The organism is Halomonas faecis (genome assembly GCF_010993975.1).
GTDB classification, from domain to species: Bacteria; Pseudomonadota; Gammaproteobacteria; order Pseudomonadales; family Halomonadaceae; genus Halomonas; species Halomonas faecis.
In genome coordinates this window covers 1-16,286 of sequence record NZ_JAACZO010000003.1, presented here as the reverse complement: position 1 = coordinate 16,286, position 16,286 = coordinate 1, and the positions used below count along the sequence as shown (strand labels likewise).

12 protein-coding genes, 1 pseudogene and 1 riboswitch are annotated in these 16,286 nt (G+C 64.8%); all 13 genes and pseudogenes read right to left on the bottom strand.

Annotation, left to right across the window (positions count from 1 at the left end; all coding sequences use genetic code 11):
- Position 1: 1 nt before the first annotated feature.
- Complete coding sequence (locus tag GFD32_RS01805; protein WP_163574766.1) at positions 2-1,870, bottom strand: TonB-dependent receptor domain-containing protein; 1,869 nt, start codon at positions 1,868-1,870, stop codon at positions 2-4.
- 153 nt (positions 1,871-2,023) lie between these two features.
- Positions 2,024-2,242: riboswitch (cobalamin riboswitch) on the bottom strand.
- Between the two features lie 57 nt (positions 2,243-2,299).
- Positions 2,300-2,728, bottom strand: coding sequence for a bifunctional adenosylcobinamide kinase/adenosylcobinamide-phosphate guanylyltransferase (locus GFD32_RS01800; RefSeq protein WP_163574763.1), 429 nt, complete (start codon positions 2,726-2,728; stop codon positions 2,300-2,302).
- Complete coding sequence (locus GFD32_RS01795) at positions 2,680-3,321, bottom strand: histidine phosphatase family protein (protein WP_163574761.1); 642 nt, start codon at positions 3,319-3,321, stop codon at positions 2,680-2,682. The genes GFD32_RS01800 and GFD32_RS01795 overlap by 49 nt, the downstream gene beginning before the upstream one ends.
- A complete protein-coding gene (gene cobS / locus GFD32_RS01790) occupies positions 3,273-4,031 on the bottom strand; it encodes an adenosylcobinamide-GDP ribazoletransferase (protein WP_163574760.1) in 759 nt (252 codons plus the stop codon). The genes GFD32_RS01795 and cobS overlap by 49 nt, the downstream gene beginning before the upstream one ends.
- 25 nt (positions 4,032-4,056) lie before the next feature.
- The gene (locus GFD32_RS01785; RefSeq protein ID WP_163574758.1) at positions 4,057-7,308 is read right to left on the bottom strand and encodes a type I restriction endonuclease subunit R; all 3,252 of its coding nucleotides are present in this window, start codon (positions 7,306-7,308) and stop codon (positions 4,057-4,059) included.
- Positions 7,308-8,789: a Fic family protein gene (locus tag GFD32_RS01780; protein WP_163574755.1), complete on the bottom strand. Its 1,482-nt coding sequence runs from the start codon at positions 8,787-8,789 to the stop codon at positions 7,308-7,310. Before GFD32_RS01780 ends, GFD32_RS01785 begins: the two co-directional genes overlap by 1 nt.
- Positions 8,786-9,922, bottom strand: coding sequence for a restriction endonuclease subunit S (locus GFD32_RS01775; protein WP_163574753.1), 1,137 nt, complete (start codon positions 9,920-9,922; stop codon positions 8,786-8,788). The genes GFD32_RS01780 and GFD32_RS01775 overlap by 4 nt, the downstream gene beginning before the upstream one ends.
- On the bottom strand, positions 9,919-12,045 hold the full coding sequence (locus GFD32_RS01770) for a class I SAM-dependent DNA methyltransferase (protein WP_163574751.1): 2,127 nt from the start codon (positions 12,043-12,045) through the stop codon (positions 9,919-9,921). Before GFD32_RS01770 ends, GFD32_RS01775 begins: the two co-directional genes overlap by 4 nt.
- A 232-nt stretch (positions 12,046-12,277) precedes the next feature.
- Complete coding sequence (locus GFD32_RS01765; protein WP_163574749.1) at positions 12,278-12,805, bottom strand: bifunctional adenosylcobinamide kinase/adenosylcobinamide-phosphate guanylyltransferase; 528 nt, start codon at positions 12,803-12,805, stop codon at positions 12,278-12,280.
- A complete protein-coding gene (locus GFD32_RS01760; RefSeq protein WP_163574747.1) occupies positions 12,802-13,974 on the bottom strand; it encodes a pyridoxal phosphate-dependent aminotransferase in 1,173 nt (390 codons plus the stop codon). Before GFD32_RS01760 ends, GFD32_RS01765 begins: the two co-directional genes overlap by 4 nt.
- On the bottom strand, positions 13,971-14,963 hold the full coding sequence (gene cbiB, locus GFD32_RS01755) for an adenosylcobinamide-phosphate synthase CbiB (RefSeq protein ID WP_163574745.1): 993 nt from the start codon (positions 14,961-14,963) through the stop codon (positions 13,971-13,973). The genes GFD32_RS01760 and cbiB overlap by 4 nt, the downstream gene beginning before the upstream one ends.
- Positions 14,960-16,012 carry a nicotinate-nucleotide--dimethylbenzimidazole phosphoribosyltransferase gene (gene cobT / locus GFD32_RS01750; RefSeq protein ID WP_163574743.1) on the bottom strand — a complete coding sequence of 351 codons (1,053 nt, stop codon included), beginning with the start codon at positions 16,010-16,012 and terminating at the stop codon, positions 14,960-14,962. Before cobT ends, cbiB begins: the two co-directional genes overlap by 4 nt.
- Positions 16,013-16,161: 149 nt before the next feature.
- Positions 16,162-16,286 (bottom strand): annotated as a pseudogene (locus tag GFD32_RS01745) (IS1595 family transposase); the annotation flags it as partial.

Below are 16,286 nucleotides of genomic sequence, written 5' to 3'. Positions count from 1 at the left end.
ATCATCCGCCGAAATGCACGCTGAGGAAGGCGGCACGGCCGGCGTTGATGTAGCCTCCGGCGGTCTCGTACTCCTTGTCGAGCACGTTATCCAGCGTCAGCCGCGCCGACCACATCGGTGCGAACTCCCAGCCGGCGCGCAGGTTGAGCAGACCGAAGCCGGGCAAACGCTCATCGTTCTCGGCGTCGTCGTAGCGGTGATTCTGGACGACCCAGGAGCCGCCCAGCGACCAGTCGCCCAGTTCGCGATCGACGTCGAAACGCAGGCTTTGCGTGGCACGGCGCCTAAGATCGTTGCCACGATTTTCGTTGCTGTCGCCCTCGCCGCGGTTCTCAGGGTCCATCCAGGTTAGAGCAGCCTGCAAAGTCCATTTGTCGAACTCAGCACCGGCAGAAAGCTCAACACCACGGATTCGCGCTTCACTGATATTTTGCGGTGTAGTCAACGAAGGATCGCTGGGAGACTCCCCCCAGTCGATAAGATCATCGACATCCGTCTGATAAGCGGCCAAGTCCCAGAAGTACGCCTCGTACTGCCCTCGAATGCCGACCTCAAGAGTGCCGGAAGTTTCAGCTTTCACATCGGGGTTACCGACATAGCCCCAGGAATCCTGTGGATAGTAGAGATCATTGAAAGTGGGTGCGCGAAAGGCCGTTCCGTAACTCGTACGCAGGGTATGATGCGCATCCAGCTCCAGGCCTATGGCCATGCTGCCGGTAACCTCTTCGCCAAAATGCTCATTGTCGTCAAAGCGAAGGGCCGCCTGCACCGAAAAAGGGGACATATCCAGCAGAGCTTGAGAGAAGAATGCCAGATTTTCCCGACTGCCCGGAGTGTAGTTCGACGTACCGGCAACCTTGTCTTCTTCGAATTCGAGACCTGCTATCACTTCATGCACGCCATATGACAGGGCATTTTCCCAGCGGACGGTACGCGTACGGGTGTCGAAGATCGATGTGCTGGCCGGTCCCCACATCGAAGCCTCGGAGAAATTCTCGAGTTCATCACGGGATTCACTCAGGCTCAGTCGACTACGCCACTGTTCCGTCACTGGGAGCTCAGCATGAATACCGGCAACCTGCTGAACGAAGTCCATACTGCCACCGTCATATTCGGTGCTACCTCGCGCCCGCAACGCCAGGACACCGACCTCTGCACCACCATCGAAGGTGTGCGAAAGGCGTACGAGGCCGGAGGTATTGTCGTAGCCCTTGTCCTCGCCATCGCGACGAACCGGCGCGCCGTCGGTATCGAAACGGCTCGCGGCGAAGCTGTAACGGGTACCGCCCTCACTGCCGGAGAGCCCGGCGCTCAAACGGCGTGAATCGAAGCTACCGCCGCCGACGGAAACGCGGGGATGCGGGCCTCCTTTCTCCGCATCGTGGGTGAATAGCTGCACCACACCGCCAACGGCGTCGGCACCGTAGAGGCTGCCGCGTGGGCCGCGCACGACCTCGGCGCGCTCGAACATCCGCGGGTCGAGATACTGCCAGGCGGCACCACCCGAGGTAGCCGAACGCAGGCGAATGCCATCGATCATCAGCACACTCTGATCACTGGAAGTACCACGAACGTAAACGCTGCTGGTCTTGCCGAAACTGCCGTTGGTGGTGACATCCACACCCGGCTGTCCGCGGAAGAGATCGGTCAGGCTGACGGGATCCTGACGGCGCAGTGTCGCTTCGTCGAGCAGCGTGACGGAGGAAAGCGACTCGTCGGCGGTGCGCGGCGCCAGGGTGGCGGTCACCACCAGAGGGTTGAGGTCAACGGCGTCGTTGCCGTCGCTCTCGGGCTGGGCCTGGACGGCCAGCGGAAGGAGAGCCAGACCAAAGGCGGCCAGGCCACGGTGTGCGTTGCGTGTGGTGTTCATGGAGGTCCCTTGCTCGCCGTGCCTGCCCGCACGGCAATGGTGTTGCATTCACCGGGGCGGCAAGGGACGAGAGAGGGAGACGACGGCTGCGACGAGAACCCTGCCTCGTGGTCGCCCACCGCAACCCGGCATGAGGGAAGCGCCGTTGTACGGCGTTTCCTGGACTCACAGGCCGGTCTCCGGGCTGACGAGTGGACGCGAAGCGTCCTGGAAGGCCACCTTCCCGTGCCGAGCGGCACAGTGGTATAGGGCGTTCCTAAACTCGATCACCGTTGCGGGGGCAGCGTCGGAATGGCTGATCAGCGCACCGACTTCCCGTTTCACCCCAGCGTGTCTACGCACGCCTGGAGCACCTGAGAGTGGCGCTAAGCTAGCAACCCCGCGCTACGGGGTCAACGACAGTGACGTGCCGATCTACGACACGCCTCGTCATTTCAGGGACTTGACGAGCCCATGACGGACGTACCAAACCGCTTCGGCGCGTTCGGCGGTGTCCTGGGCCAGCCAACCGGCCAGGTCGCGCAAGCGGCGTAGCCGAGCCGCCATCGGCACGATGCCGCGGCCCATTTCGGGCAGGATCACGATGACGGTAGTACCGCGCTCTCGCTCGACGGCGACCAGCGCCTCGAGGGCAGCAACCAGTTGTTCGCGCAGGCGATCGTCGTCGGGCTCATCGCTCAGGGCCATTTCGATCCAGTCTGCCCAGCCGGTCACCACCAGCGGCACCTCGGCAACGACCGTCTCCCGCCAGTCAGGCAGTCGCGTACCGGCCTCCAGGCGATGCCAGCGAGCGGCCGGAAAGCGCTCGCTTACGGCGTCGCACTTGCCGGCACAGGCTCCGCCGATGAAGAGCTGCATTGCCACTCCCCCTCTCGTTGCACGAAGATCAGCCGGCGACCTTCGGCCTGGCCTACGCTGCCTTCCCAGAAGTCGATCTCTTCGAAGTGCCGGCGCAACTCGCGGATCACCCCCCCATGGGTGATGACCAGCACGCGCTGCAGCCCATGGGCCTCCACGTCGGCGAGCAGATCCCCGAACCACTCTCCGAGGCGCTGACGCAGCGCTCGGGTGGACTCACCGCCCGGCGGAGCCTGTTCACCCTGGTTGTCGACCCACGCCCGATAGGCAGGCAGCGCCTGGAGTTCCTCGTAGCACTTGCCCTCGTACTCGCCGAAGTCGAGTTCGCGCAGGCGCGCGTCGAAATGCGGCTCGACGCCGAGCCGTCGACCCACCAATAGATGTGCCAAGGTCTGACGACAGCGCATCAGATCGCTGGCGTGCACGGCATCGAACTCGTCTCCGGCCAGCGCCCCACGCAGGCGATCCAGGCCGGTGCGCGCCTCGGGCAGCAACAGCGGAATGTCACGCTGACCCTGGTAGCGGCGCTCACGGTTCCAGGCCGTCAGGCCGTGACGAACGACCACCAACTCCAGGCGATCAGCAACAGCCATAGCTCTCCTCCCTCGATGGCGGCACCCACGATATCGCCGTTGATGCCGGTAAAAGCTCGTGTCATTCCCCCACCGTACACCAGCAGGAAGGCCAGCAGCGCCCCCAGCAGCAGCGGCCATCCCGGCAGCAACGCAAACAGCACCGCCAGCGGCACGAGGGCCAGCAGCAGGTCACGCCGTTCGAGATCCTGCCGCCAGGTCCAGGCCAGCCCTTCGCGACGCGCACAAGGCGCCAGGCACAGCAAGGCCACGGCACCGAAGCGCGCCAGCGCCGGTACGGCCACCAGCACGCCCAGCGAGGCACCGGCGTTCAGCAGCGCCCAAACCAGCATGCCCTTCCAGGCCAGCAGGAAGACCAGAGCCAGGATGGCGAAGCTTCCCACCTGGGGATCCTTCATGATCTCCCAGCGCCGTGCCAGGGGTGCATTGCTGCCCAGGGCGTCGGCCACGTCCATGACGCCGTCCAGATGAAGCCCTCCGGAGAGCGCCACCCACAGGCTGAGCAGCACGAGCGCCAGCAGCGGTGTCGGCAATACGTCGCCCAGCAGTGCAGCAAACGCCGCCAATAGTACGCCGATCGCCAGCCCCACCAGCGGATAGCTGCGCAGCGCCCAGCGCCGGGTGACCGGCGTCCAGGGGCACGCCACCGGTACCGGCAGCCGTGTCAGAAACTGGCAGGCCAGCAGCAGCCCATAGCCCATGCCTTTCATGGCCACTTAGTCCTGTGAGTCAACGTCAATGCGCAAAGTGGCGACCGACCTGCGACGTATAAACCGGTGAAGGGACGGTGGGATAAGCACGGATCACATGCCGAAAGACCTCACCTGTCTTCTTCAGCACCTCCTCCTCGCTATAGTGGTCCACCGGCAAGCCGGTGCGGTCGTCCCACAGGAAGTCACGAATGACGATCTGCACTGCGTCGCGGCTGGACTCGCGCTCCTGCCAATGATCGATCTCGGTGATCCTCGCCTTCAGGTTCTCCAGCAGTTCCACCGACACCCGTTTGATGCGACGAATCTCGGCGCCGCTCAGCTCCGGCTTGCGCAGCAGATCGAAGATCGCTAGCGACTCCTCATCCAGGCCTTCCCGCTTGGCCCGGGCGGCCTCTTCGTCAAGCTTTGAGAATTCATCCAGCAGCCCATCAAAGGTCTGTTCGACGGTGGCGCGGTCCTTCTCGCGGTTGTAGTCAGCCACCAGCTTCTCGTAGTGGTTCTGGAAGTCCGTGCGCAGCGGATTCTGCAGCAGCAGTCGCTGGAGCTTCTGCTCGACCACCTGGCTCAGCTTCTGCACCAGGGTGCGCTGCTGCTTGCTCTTCTCGAACTCCTTCTTGAGACGCTCGAAGTCGATGGCGCTGATGTCATAGACCCCGATCTCACGAATGCGGTCACTGGGCGCACGGATCTCGATGGCCTCGTCGACCACACCGTGAAGCTCGCGGATGATATGCGAAATATCGGCCTGCTCACGGTCCTGCTGCAGGCTCTTGTAGACGATATCAATGGTATCGCGGTCGGCACGGCGAGCGTTGACACCCTTGGCGTTCAGACAGGCCTTGAACTTCTTGAACACCTCGCGGCACAGCACCTCGAAACGCTTGCGGCTCTCGTCACTCTCGTTGGCCGCCTCCTTGCAGGCGACGATGGCCGCGTTGCGCTCAAAGCCGCTGGTCGTCTGCACAAGCTCCAGAGATGCGTCACGCTCGACCAGGAAGGTCTTGACCATCGCCACCGCCTCATCCAGGTCGGCCAGCAGCTCCTCCTCCGGACGGGCGGGGTCGCGGCCATCCCCCGGGTCGCCCTCCCCGGTGGTGCCGGCGAAGGTGGCCAACGCCTTGCGCAGATGGCGCAGGATGCCGCAGTAATCGACGATCAGGCCGTTGTTCTTGCCCTCGCTGACCCGGTTGGCGCGGGCGATGGTCTGCATCAGCGTGTGGGCCTTGAGCGGCTTGTCGAGGTAGAGGGTGGCGAGGCTCGGCACGTCGAAGCCAGTCAGCCACATGGCGCAGACGATGGCGATGCGGAAAGGGTGCTGTTCGGCCTTGAAGGCATCATCCAGGGCCATGCGCTGCATATGGCGGAACTGCGGCAGCTCGCGCATCGATTCAGGCAGCGCCATGCCCTCCTTCATCAACCGCCGATGGGGTGTGATATCCAGGTCCCAGCGGCGAAACTTCTCCTCCTCGCCCTGCTCCTCGCTGACCACCACCGCCGCGCGTGTCTCGCGCATCCAGATCAGCTGCCGACCCCGGAACAGTTCCTCCTGCTCATCGGTATTCTTGGCCAGCGACCTTTCCAGCTCGTGGATCTTCGCGTCCCAGTAGAAGCCGATCAGCTTGTGCATGCGCACGCAGGTGATCTTGTCGATGCACACCAGCATCGCCTTGCCGGTCTCCCAGGCGTTGGCGTAGTGCGCGACGAAGTCCTGCGCCACCCGGTCGAGCCGCTTGCCCGCGGTGATGATGTGATAGTCCCGCTTGAGATCACGCTCCAGGCGCTGCTCCACGTCCACATCGTCGGTCTCGAACTGCTCCAGGTGCTCGGCGATGCGCTCGTTGATATCGCCGATCGCCACGCCCAGCTTGTCGCCACGAGCGTCGTAGTAGAGCGGAACCGTGGCCCTGTCCTCCACGGCGCGCTGGAAGTCGTAGGTGGAGACGTAGTCGCCGAACATGCGGCGGGTGATCTCGTCGTCCTTGAACAATGGCGTGCCAGTGAAGCCGATCACGCTGGCCCGAGGCAGCGCATTGCGCATATTCAACGCCAGGCTACCGTACTGGGTACGGTGTGCCTCGTCGGAGATGACGATGATGTCGTCGCGCCGGTTGGGCGGCATGTCCGGGCGAAATTTCTGGATCAGCGAGAACAGGTAGGCCTTGTGCTGCCCCAGCAGCGCCTCCAGGTGGTCGCCGCTGCCGGCACGGCAAGGATCTCGATCGTTGTCCACCAGGCCGCATCCAGCATAGGTCTTGTAGATCTGGGTGTCGAGGTCCTCACGGTCGGTAAGAACCACGAAGGAGAAGTTGCCGCCCAGCTTGCGGTGCACCTTGCGGGTGAACATCACCATGGAGTAGCTCTTGCCGGAGCCCTGGGTGTGCCAGAACACGCCCAGCTTGCCCTGCCGCTGGCGGCGTTCGCGCACCGCCTGTACCGCCCGGTTGACGCCCAGGAACTGGTGGTTGCGGGCGATGATCTTCTTGGGCTCGCCAGTGGAGTCGTCGAAGAGGATGAAGTTCTCGACGATGTCCAGGAAGTTGCACCGCTCGCAGACACCCTTGAGCAGGGTCTCCATGTCCACCGAGCCGGGGTCCTCCTCGGCCAGACGCTTCCAGTCGGTGAAGTGCTCCCAGCGGCTGGTCAGCGATCCCAGCTTGGCCTTCTCGCCGTTGCCGAACACCACCAGGGCATTGTGGTGGAAGAGGTGCGGCACCTCCCCCTTGTAGCTGGAGAAGTTCTGCTCGAAGGCGGCACGCAGGTGCTTGCCGATGTTCTTGCACTCCATGAACAGTAGCGGCAGGCCGTTGACGAAGCCGATGATATCGGCCCGGCGGCGGTAGAGGTCACCCTGCACCCACAGCTCTCGCACGCAAAGGAAGTCGTTGTTGTCCGGCTCGTCGAAATCGACCAGCCGCAGCCGTTCGCGGCAGCGCTCGCCCTTGGCGTCGTGGAAGGTGACCCAGACGCCGTCGCGCAGTTGAGCATACTTGTCGCGGTTGGTGGCCGCCAGCGACTGGGCCACCGGCGAGGCCACCACCTGGCGCACGGCATCGTCGTAGGCCTCGGCCGGCAGCCCGGGGTTCAACCAAGTCAACCGCTCACGCAGCGCGCGGGTGAGCACTACCTCGCGCTCGGAGCTTCGCCCCAGCAGGCTATCCGGCCCGAAGTCCTCCTGGTTCCAGGCCAGCACCGAGCGCCAGCCAAGCCGCTGTTCCAGATAGTCGGCGGTGGTCTGCTGGACCAGAGTATCTTCACTGTAGGGGCTCGGACTCATCACGCATCCTTGTCGTTCTGCTCCGGGGCGCGCTTTTCAAGGTTGCGCCGGCCACGCTCGGTCAGTCGGTATCGCTGCTTGCTGCTGCGAGGCTTGTCGGGAAGGGTCATCTCTATCAGACCCTTTTCCAAGGCAGGCACTAAATAAGCTTTACGGAAATACTCAGCATCCTTCAAGGAAAGCTTCTCTTGAAGCGCCTGTCGCGACATTTCCCCATCCAAGACCCCACACAGGCGAACTTCCGGGGTGACTTCCGGGGTGACTTCCGGGGTGGCTTCCGGGGTGGCTTCCGGGGTGGCTTCCGGGGTGGCTTCCGGGGTGGCTGCCGCAGCATCGGGACCAAGTCGCGCCTGCCCCACCTGCTCAACCACTTCCGACCGGGGAAAACGCAGCACGAACCAGTGGGGCGACACCTCGATCTCGGGCTCGGCCACGCCATACTCGGCGCACAACCGGCGGATGCGCCGGATGCCGGAGCCGATATGCTCCACGGCCTCCATGCGGTGCAGCATGCCGAACAGCAACGGGTTGCGGGGGATGCTCTTGATGCCCAGGTCCGCCTCGCTCATGCCGGCGGGCAGGCCGCCGGGGCTGACCACCTCCACCCGGTCCCTGAACACATAGACATGCACGTTGGCAGTGGAGCGGTAGTCGCGGTGCACCAGCGCGTTGACCACCGCCTCGCGCAGCGCCTCTTCGGGCAGTTCAGGGCGCTCCTCGCGCTTCACGTGCTTGATGATGTAGGCGACGTTGAGCTTGGAAAGCAGCCAGGCCATCACCTCGTCGATCATCGAGTAGACGTCGCCGTGGAAGCCGCGACGATCGAGGATATGCACCTTGTCGGTGCCCATGAACAGCGCGCAGGCCACATCGGCGCTGATGGAGAACTTCTGGATGTCGCGTGCCAGCAGCCAGGCGCCGGCATGGGTCATCTGGCCGTCGTCGGTCAGCAGGTGCAGGTTCTTGAGCGCGGTGAGCGGCGGCATGTCGGCGGGGATGCGCGCCCGGCGGCGGAAGGTGGCCCAAGCCTCGTCGGTCAGATCCTCCTCCAAGGAGAAGCGCTCGCAGGGGGTCTCGTCGAAGTGGATCAACCCCTCGCGGTAGAAGAACTCGCGGATCTCCTGGCGCGACATCTGCTGGGAGGAGGCGCCCTCGCGCAGGTAGAACTTGCCGCCGAAGGAGTAGGGTTTGCTGTGCTGGGCCGGCACGGTCACGCACAGCACCTCGCCTGCGCTCTCCACCTCCACGGCGATGGGCGGCTCGGCGGAGCGCGCCGTGGCCTGCACGTCCGACTTCAGCTTGTTGTGGTCGACCACGCCGACCACCTCGCCGGCATCGGTGACGCCGATCACGATCACACCGCCGGTGGCGTTGGCGAAAGCGCAAATCTCCCGCCCCAGGCCGGAGGTGCCGGCCTTCTTGAACTCGGTGGTAAAGCCCTCCCCGAGCGCGAGCAGGTCGTTCAGCGCCTGGCGATTCATGCGGCCAGCTCTCCGCTCATCAGCTTGGGCAGCAGTAAATCGCGGGCCTTGGCGAGGCGCTCGTTCTGCGCCATCAGCACGCCGACCTGTTCGAAGGCCTGCATGGCGACCTCATCGAACATCTCCAGCAAGTGCTGGGGCGGCAACGGCACCGAGTAGTCCGCCAGGGAGGAGGCCTGAACCCGTTGGCGACCCGATGAGCCGGTCATGCTCTGGATGGCGGTCTCGCGGAAATGCTCCGAGCGCGCCAGGCAGTAGACGAAGGCGGAGCTGACTCGCTTTCCCCGCAACACGATGAACTCCGTCGAGCCACACGCCTGTTCATCCTCCTTGAGGAAGTGCACATAGCCCGTCTTGCCATTTTCCAGGCAGGGGGTAATCCGTGCCAGCAACACATCATGCTGGCGAAACTTGACGTTGGTGTGCTTGTTACGCTTCTCGAATCTCGAGACATCGACCGTCATATTGGTCTCGGAGAGCGCCGCCATCGGAACATAGGCGACCTCCTTGCCCTTCTCGATCCTTTCCTTGGGGTTGACCTCGATGACATGGGGAAGCAGGCAGGGCTCCCACCCCTCTGGCACGCCGTTGGTGATCTTGACATGCTCATGACCAGGAAAGCGCAGATGGACAAACCACTCCTTGTAGAGCAGCTGAGCAGATTCCTCGAGGAGTTGGATACGGCGATGGTTATTATCGATAAGGTCATCGTAGGATGAAAGAGCGTTCACGACCCTCCTCTGGTTATCGATATCAGGCACTCTAACCCTGGAACTATAGAAATCTTCTCTCTTCGTTGATGGTATCGCCGACCCTGAATCCATGGAATTAATATCAAGCAGCATCAGCCTATAATAAAGCCACTTCAGCTCCACATTTGAGACATTCAGCACAAGGTAATAGGCTGTATCAATCGTCCAAGATGGAAATTCAGAATAGTGCACTCCTCTATACGCACCTTTCCTTCCTATGATGATCGTAGGCTCATCAGAAAGCGCTTCCCGAGCCCAGCCAATAGGGCCATTTGTCCCAAAAACCCTCACTGGCAACTCATTATCAGGCTCTGGCGAATACCCACGCAGCGACCTGCCATAATTTAAAGTACAAATATCACCAAGTCTTGCCAGCTTCATACCCCCAGCTCCTCGAAGTTGCGGCGGATCTTGGCGGCCAGTTTGTTCGCTTCGGCATCGAGGTCGGTGAGTTCCACATGGATCTCGCGCAGGGCCTCCTCGAAGTCGAAGTCCTCATCCTCCTCTTCCGGAGCAACGCCGACATAGCGCCCGGGGGTCAGGCTCCAGTCGTTGGCGGCGATTTCATCGATGCTCACCAGCTTGACCAGACCCTCCACGTCGCGCAGCTCCGCTTCCGGGAAGCGCTCGGTGAGCCAGTGGGCCTGCTTCCAGACGTAGCGCACGGCCTTGAGCTGCTCGACCACCTCCTGGCGCGCCGCATCGGCGGCCTTGCGGGCGCGATTGATCTCGCGGCTGGGCCACAGGCGGCTCTTCTTGGCGGCGAACTCCTGCTCGCAAGTGTCGAGCACCCGGCAGGCGAGCTTGTAGAGCAGGTCGGTCTGCTTGACCAGATCGCGACTGGCCTCGGCCAGGGGCGCCAGGCGGTCGACGGCTTGCTTGAGGGCACCGTGGGTCAATGACTGTCCGCGCCACGCCGCCTGCTCGGCGCCCAGGGTCTCGCGGAAGGCCGCCATGTCGGCGGTAAAGGCGCGGCGGGCCTGGGCCAACTCCTCGCGGGCCTCCACAAGCGGCGCCAGCGACGGCGAGGCGTCGTTGAGGCTGTCGAGGAAGGGGGCAGCGCTCTCGCCCAGGGCATCCAGGGCGGTGTCGAAGTTGGCCAAGGGAGCGTCGGCACTGCGCTCCCCGTTTTGCCGCTCGAAGCAGCAAGCGGCTTCGGCCAGGGCACGCCGCCCATAGTCTTCCACCAGCGCCAGGTAGCGACGGGTCTCGCCGCGGTAGAGCCAGACAATGGCCTGAAGGCTTAACTGCTGCTCTGGGCTGAAGTCATATATCTTGCGCGTCACCTGGCGATAGATCTGGCGGGCGTCGATCATCAGCACCTTGTCGCGGTGCTCGGCAGGCTTGGCGCGGTTCAGGAACCACAGCTCGCAGGGCACGCTGCGGGTGTAGAAGAAGTTGCCGCGAATGCCGATCAGGGCATCGACGTCGCCGGTCTCCACCAGCGCCTGGCGGAGCCGGGCCTCGTCGCGCCCGGCGCTGGAAGCCTGTGAGGACATCACGAAGCCCGCCTTGCCCCGCTCGCTCAGGTAGCTGTAGAAGTAGCTGATCCAGACGTAGTTGCCGTTGGAGAGCTTGCCCTTCTTGTTCACCCCGGGCAGGCCGAAGGGCAGGCGCGGGTCGGCCTTGATCTTCTCGGCGTCGATCTCGTCGACATTGAACGGCGGGTTGGCCATCACGTAGTCGGCCTTGCCGACCATCTCATGGGGATCCTCGTAGTAGGTGATGGCGCGCTGGATATCGCCTTCCAGGCCGTGCACCGCCAGGTTCATCTTGGCCAGGCGCACGGTGGTGGCGTTCTTCTCCAGGCCGCGAAAGGTGAGCCGCTCGCTGGGGTTGTTGCCGTGCTCCTCGACGGTGCGCGCACTCTGCACGAACATGCCGCCGGACCCGCAGGCCGGGTCCAGCACGGTGCCACGGTCGGGGTCGAGCACATGGGCGATCAGCGAGACCAGCGACACCGGGGTGAAGAACTCGCCGCCGTCGTGTGCGCCCTGGTCGGCGAACTGGGTCAGGAAGTATTCGTAGATACGCCCGAAGACATCGCCTTTCACCCGCTTGAGCTCGTCGGGATTGAGGGTGCGCAGCAGCTGGCCTAGCACCTCGTTGTCGAGCTCCTGGTATTCGCTCTTGGGCAGCACGCCCTTGAGCGAGGCATAGTCACTCTCGATGGCTTCCATGGCCTCGATGATGGCGCGGGCGCGGTCGGCGCTGTCCGGCAAGCTCACCAGGTGGTCGAACTGCGCCTCGGGACGCAAGTGGATGGCGCTGCGCTGGGAGAAGTCCTCCTTGGTGATCTCGCGGGTCTTGCCACCCCGCGACGGCAGGCTGGCCTGGATGTCGTCCTTCACCGCCAGGTAGCGGCTGTAGGCGTGGCGCAGGAAAACCAGGCCCATTACCGGCAGGAAGTATTCGTTGCTGGCATAGTTCGAGTTGGCGCGCAGATTGTCCGCCGCGCTCCACAGGCGCTTCTCCAGCACCTGGATATGTTCCAGTTGAGCCAAGGCTCGCTCCGTTGCTATTCGCTGTCTGCTCGACGGCATTGGCGCCGTCAGGGGTGCGTTCAATCGAGTGAGAGAACAGTACCACCGAACGTCGCCGGCATCAGCCGGCCAACACCGCGCAGAGGTCCCGACCATTAAGTACTGTCCACCTCGCTGGCGCCGGCAAAATGCACCTTTGGCGCAACCTGAAGCTGCCGACGGCCAAGCCATGGCTGACATCACGACGACGAGCTCAAATTTTCCAATCGATGGCCACTCCGGCCACCACCTCGACGACGCGCTCGGCTTCCCGAGCGAGCGTGCGGTGCAGGCGTTGCAGGAAAGCGACATAGTCTCGCGTTGCGGCATCCTGCGGCAATGCGGCCTCGTTCAGGTCGTTGGAGACCACCACCAGGTCGAGCGGCCGGGTGCGAGCCGCAACCAGCAGCGCCTCGAACCGGGCGAGGCCGGCAGCACTGTCGTAACCGGCCTCGAAGCGCGCGCGGCTGGCCCACAGCGTCAGGCAGTCGAGCAGTACGCAGCTGCCGGGCTCGATACCGTCGAGTGCCTCCCCCAGTGCCAGCGGCGCCTCACGGGTGCGCCACGCATCTCCCCGGTCGCGGCGGTGCCGGGCGATGCGCTCGGCCATCTCCGCATCCGATGCGGTTGCCGTGGCCAGATAGTAGAGTGCCCCGCCACGCGCCTGGCGACATTCAAGTGCCAAACGCTCGGCAACGGCGCTCTTGCCGGAGCGCGCCCCGCCGCTGACGAAGGCGATCATGACTCCTCACCCTCACCCAGCGCGCCGAGCAGACGCGTGTTGGAGTCCCGGTCGCGCAGTGCCAGGCGCAGCCAGCCACCGTCGAGCCCGGGAAAGCCGTGGGTATGGCGGGCCAGGATGCCGGCACGCAGCAACCGTTCGAACAGCCTCTCGGTCGTCAGGGCAATTGCCTCAGTCATAAGCGCCTGAATCGAGCCGTCAACGGGTCTTCGGTGCTGGACCTGACCTGCCGTCGCTTCGACTTCGATCGCTGGCCGCACCAAAAAGAAGTTGGCACGACTCGGGATCACCTCGAGACCGGCGGCGGCGAGACCGGCCTGCAGGCGTGGCCGCTCGCCGGTCAGCCACTGTCGGGTACGGGCCAGGAAGGCGGTGTCGGCCAGTAACGGGGCGACGAGTTCGGCCGCCAGGTGATTGACGCTCCAGGGTGGCTGGTACGCTTTAATGTTGCGCACCATTGATTCGCTCGCCAATAGATATCCCACCCGAAGTCCCGGCAATGCATAGAGCTTGGTCAGCGAACGCAGCAGAACGAGATTGTCGAAGCGTGCCAGCAGCGGCGCCAGGCCCTCCTGGGGCGGCGTCACGAAGTCGATGAAGGCTTCGTCGATCACCACCCGGCAGCCACGTGCCGCCGCTAGGGTCAGCAACCGCTCGACCGTCTCGCGCGGCACCAGGGTGGCGGTGGGGTTGTTGGGGCGACACAACCACAGCAGCGTGCCGGGGGTCAGGGACACGCCGAGACGTTCCGGATCGAGCGAGAAGTCGGGCGGGGGCAGCTGGATGTCGTCGACGGCGAGGCCGAAGGCACGACAGGCCCGGGCATATTCATTGAAGGTAGGCTGAACGATGGCCGCCCGCCCACCGGCATGTGCCGCCGCCACCAGGAAGATCGCCTCGGCGCCGCCGTTGGTCAGCAGCACCTGCTCCATGGCAACGCCGGCCTGGCAGGCAATCGCCTCCCGGGCCGTGCGGTAGTCGGGAGCCGGGTAGTGCACCAGGCCGTCGGCCGCAGCGGCTAGGCGGGACGGCACCCAGTCAGGCGGCCCCAGAGGATTCAGATTGGTGCTGAAGTCGTGCAGCGGATGGTCGGGCGGGAGGCCGAAGCGCGCCAGCAGCGGCCCGGCCTGGCCGCCATGCGATGGCCAGGTGGCATCGTGCGTCGTCATGTCAGCCCCTCCCGGATCGACACCGCCAGCGCCATCAGCAACGCGAAAGCCAACCAGCCGCCGTGCATATGGCAGATCGCACGCTCGATGTGCCCGACGGCCAGCGGTTCGCCGCCCTCGCTCGGCGGGACGCCCAGCACCGCACGCTGCGAGGCCACGCCAGCGTAATGATTGGTGCCGCCCAGTTGAACCCCCAGCAACTGCGCCACCATGGCTTCAGGCCAGCCGGCATTGGGGCTCGGGTGGCTTGGCGCTTGACGCCAGGTGGCCGCCAGCGCCCCAGTACGGTGGGCGCCCGGCATCGCCCAGGCAGCGAGCCACAGGGCCAGCGCGGTCAGCCTGGCCGGCAGCCAGTTGGCCAGGTCGTCGAGTTTCGCCGCCGCGTAGCCGAAGTCGGCATAGCGCACGTTGCGGTAGCCGACCATCGAATCCAGGGTATTGACCGCCTTGTAAGCCAGAGCCAGTGGCGCCCCGCCGAGCAGGGCCCAGAACAGCGGCGCGGTAATGCCGTCGACGCAGTTCTCGGCCACCGTCTCCACGGCACCGCGGGTCAGACCGGCCTCGTCGAGCCGCTCGGTGTCTCGCCCCACGATCATCGCCAGAGCGCGCCGCGAGGTCGGCAGGTCACCGCGCGCCAGCGGTGCCGCCACGGCCCGAGCGGCATCGGCCAACCCCTTGATGGACAGCGCCGAGACCAATAGCCACAGCTCGGCGGCAAGCGCCAGCCACGGATGCACCCGCGCAAGCAGCACCAGCGCTCCCCAGGTGAGCATGAGAGTACCTGCCACCACGGTCATCGTCATCGCGGCACCGCGCCAGCGCCGCGCTCGTGCGGAACCCTGGTTCCAGGCACGCTCCAGGGCCGTAACCGCGCGGCCCATGCCCACCACCGGATGCGGTAGCCGGCGAGGGTCGCCAACCAGCAGGTCGATGGCCACGGCAGCCGCCACCCACCCCAGCAGCGCCAGCGTCAGGGGCTCCTGGGTCATGGCGTCTGACTGGCGGCGACCCCGGCATCCTCGAAGGTCGCCATCTCGGCCAGCATGCGCGTTGCCGCTTCCAGCAGCGGGAAGGCGAGCGCCGCTCCGGTGCCCTCGCCCAGGTGCAGCTCCAGATCCAGCAGAGGATGAGCATCGAGAGCGCTCAGCGCATGGGCATGCCCCGGCTCCCTGGAGCGATGGCCGAAGATCAGGTAGTCCCGCGTGGCCGCGCCCAGCCGGCAGGCGACGAGCGCCGCCACCGTGGCGATAAAGCCGTCGACCAACAGCGGCACCCGTCGCGCCGCGCCGCCCAGATAGGCGCCGGCCATGGCGGCAATCTCCAGGCCCCCGAGCTTGGCCAGCACGTCGAGCGGGTCATCGCAAGCCGGCGCGCGGGCGGCGATGGCACGCTCGATGACCGCCTGCTTGTGAGCGAGCCGCTCGGCGGAAATCCCGGTGCCGTGCCCGATCAGACCGGCTACTGGGCTGTCGGTTAGCACCGCCAACAGCGCACTGCTGGCAGTGGTATTGGCGATGCCCATCTCACCGACGATCAGGCAGCGACAACCCGCCTCGATGGCGCGTTCGGCAGCGTCAACGCCCGCCTCGACCGCCACTACGGCCTCACCGCGAGTCATGGCATCCGACTCCACCATGTTGGCGGTGCCGGGCCGCACCTTCGCATCCACCACGCCCTCGCCTGCCACCGTACCGGCCACGCCCACGTCGATCACTTCGAGACGGGCGCCGATCTGGCGGGCAAAGACGTTGATCGCCGCACCGCCGGCGACGAAGTTGGCCACCATTTGTGCGGTGACTTCCTGGGGAAAGGCCGACACGCCCTCGGCGGCCACCCCGTGGTCGGCGGCGAACACCAGCACCCCGGGCGGCGCGACCCGGGGGAAGGCCTCGCCGGTGATGGCAGCCAGCGTCACGGCCAGCGCTTCCAGCCGGCCTAGGCTGCCCGGCGGCTTGGTGAGGTTGTCAAGATGAGCGGCGACCCGGTCTTCCATGGCGCTGTCGGCGGGTTCGAGACGCGCGAGGGTATCGGCGAGCATGCGAGCGTCCTGCGGTGGCATGGGTGACATCGAAGGCGATCATCATAGCAGCCCTGATCCGCTCCAGCAGAACCGCAGCGATATCGACGCCGTCGTCGTCGGCATGTCTTGGCGTCTTTCCGAAGCGCCACTACACTGTACATAAACGGCTATGTTGGTATCTGTTGTTGGTCTGCGCCTATCGCTGCGCGAAACCACGCCTCCTCTGCTGGCTTCGCGGTTTCAAACAGCCGCCGCCATGCCAGGTAATTGGGTAAGTACGCGGTCCCCACCC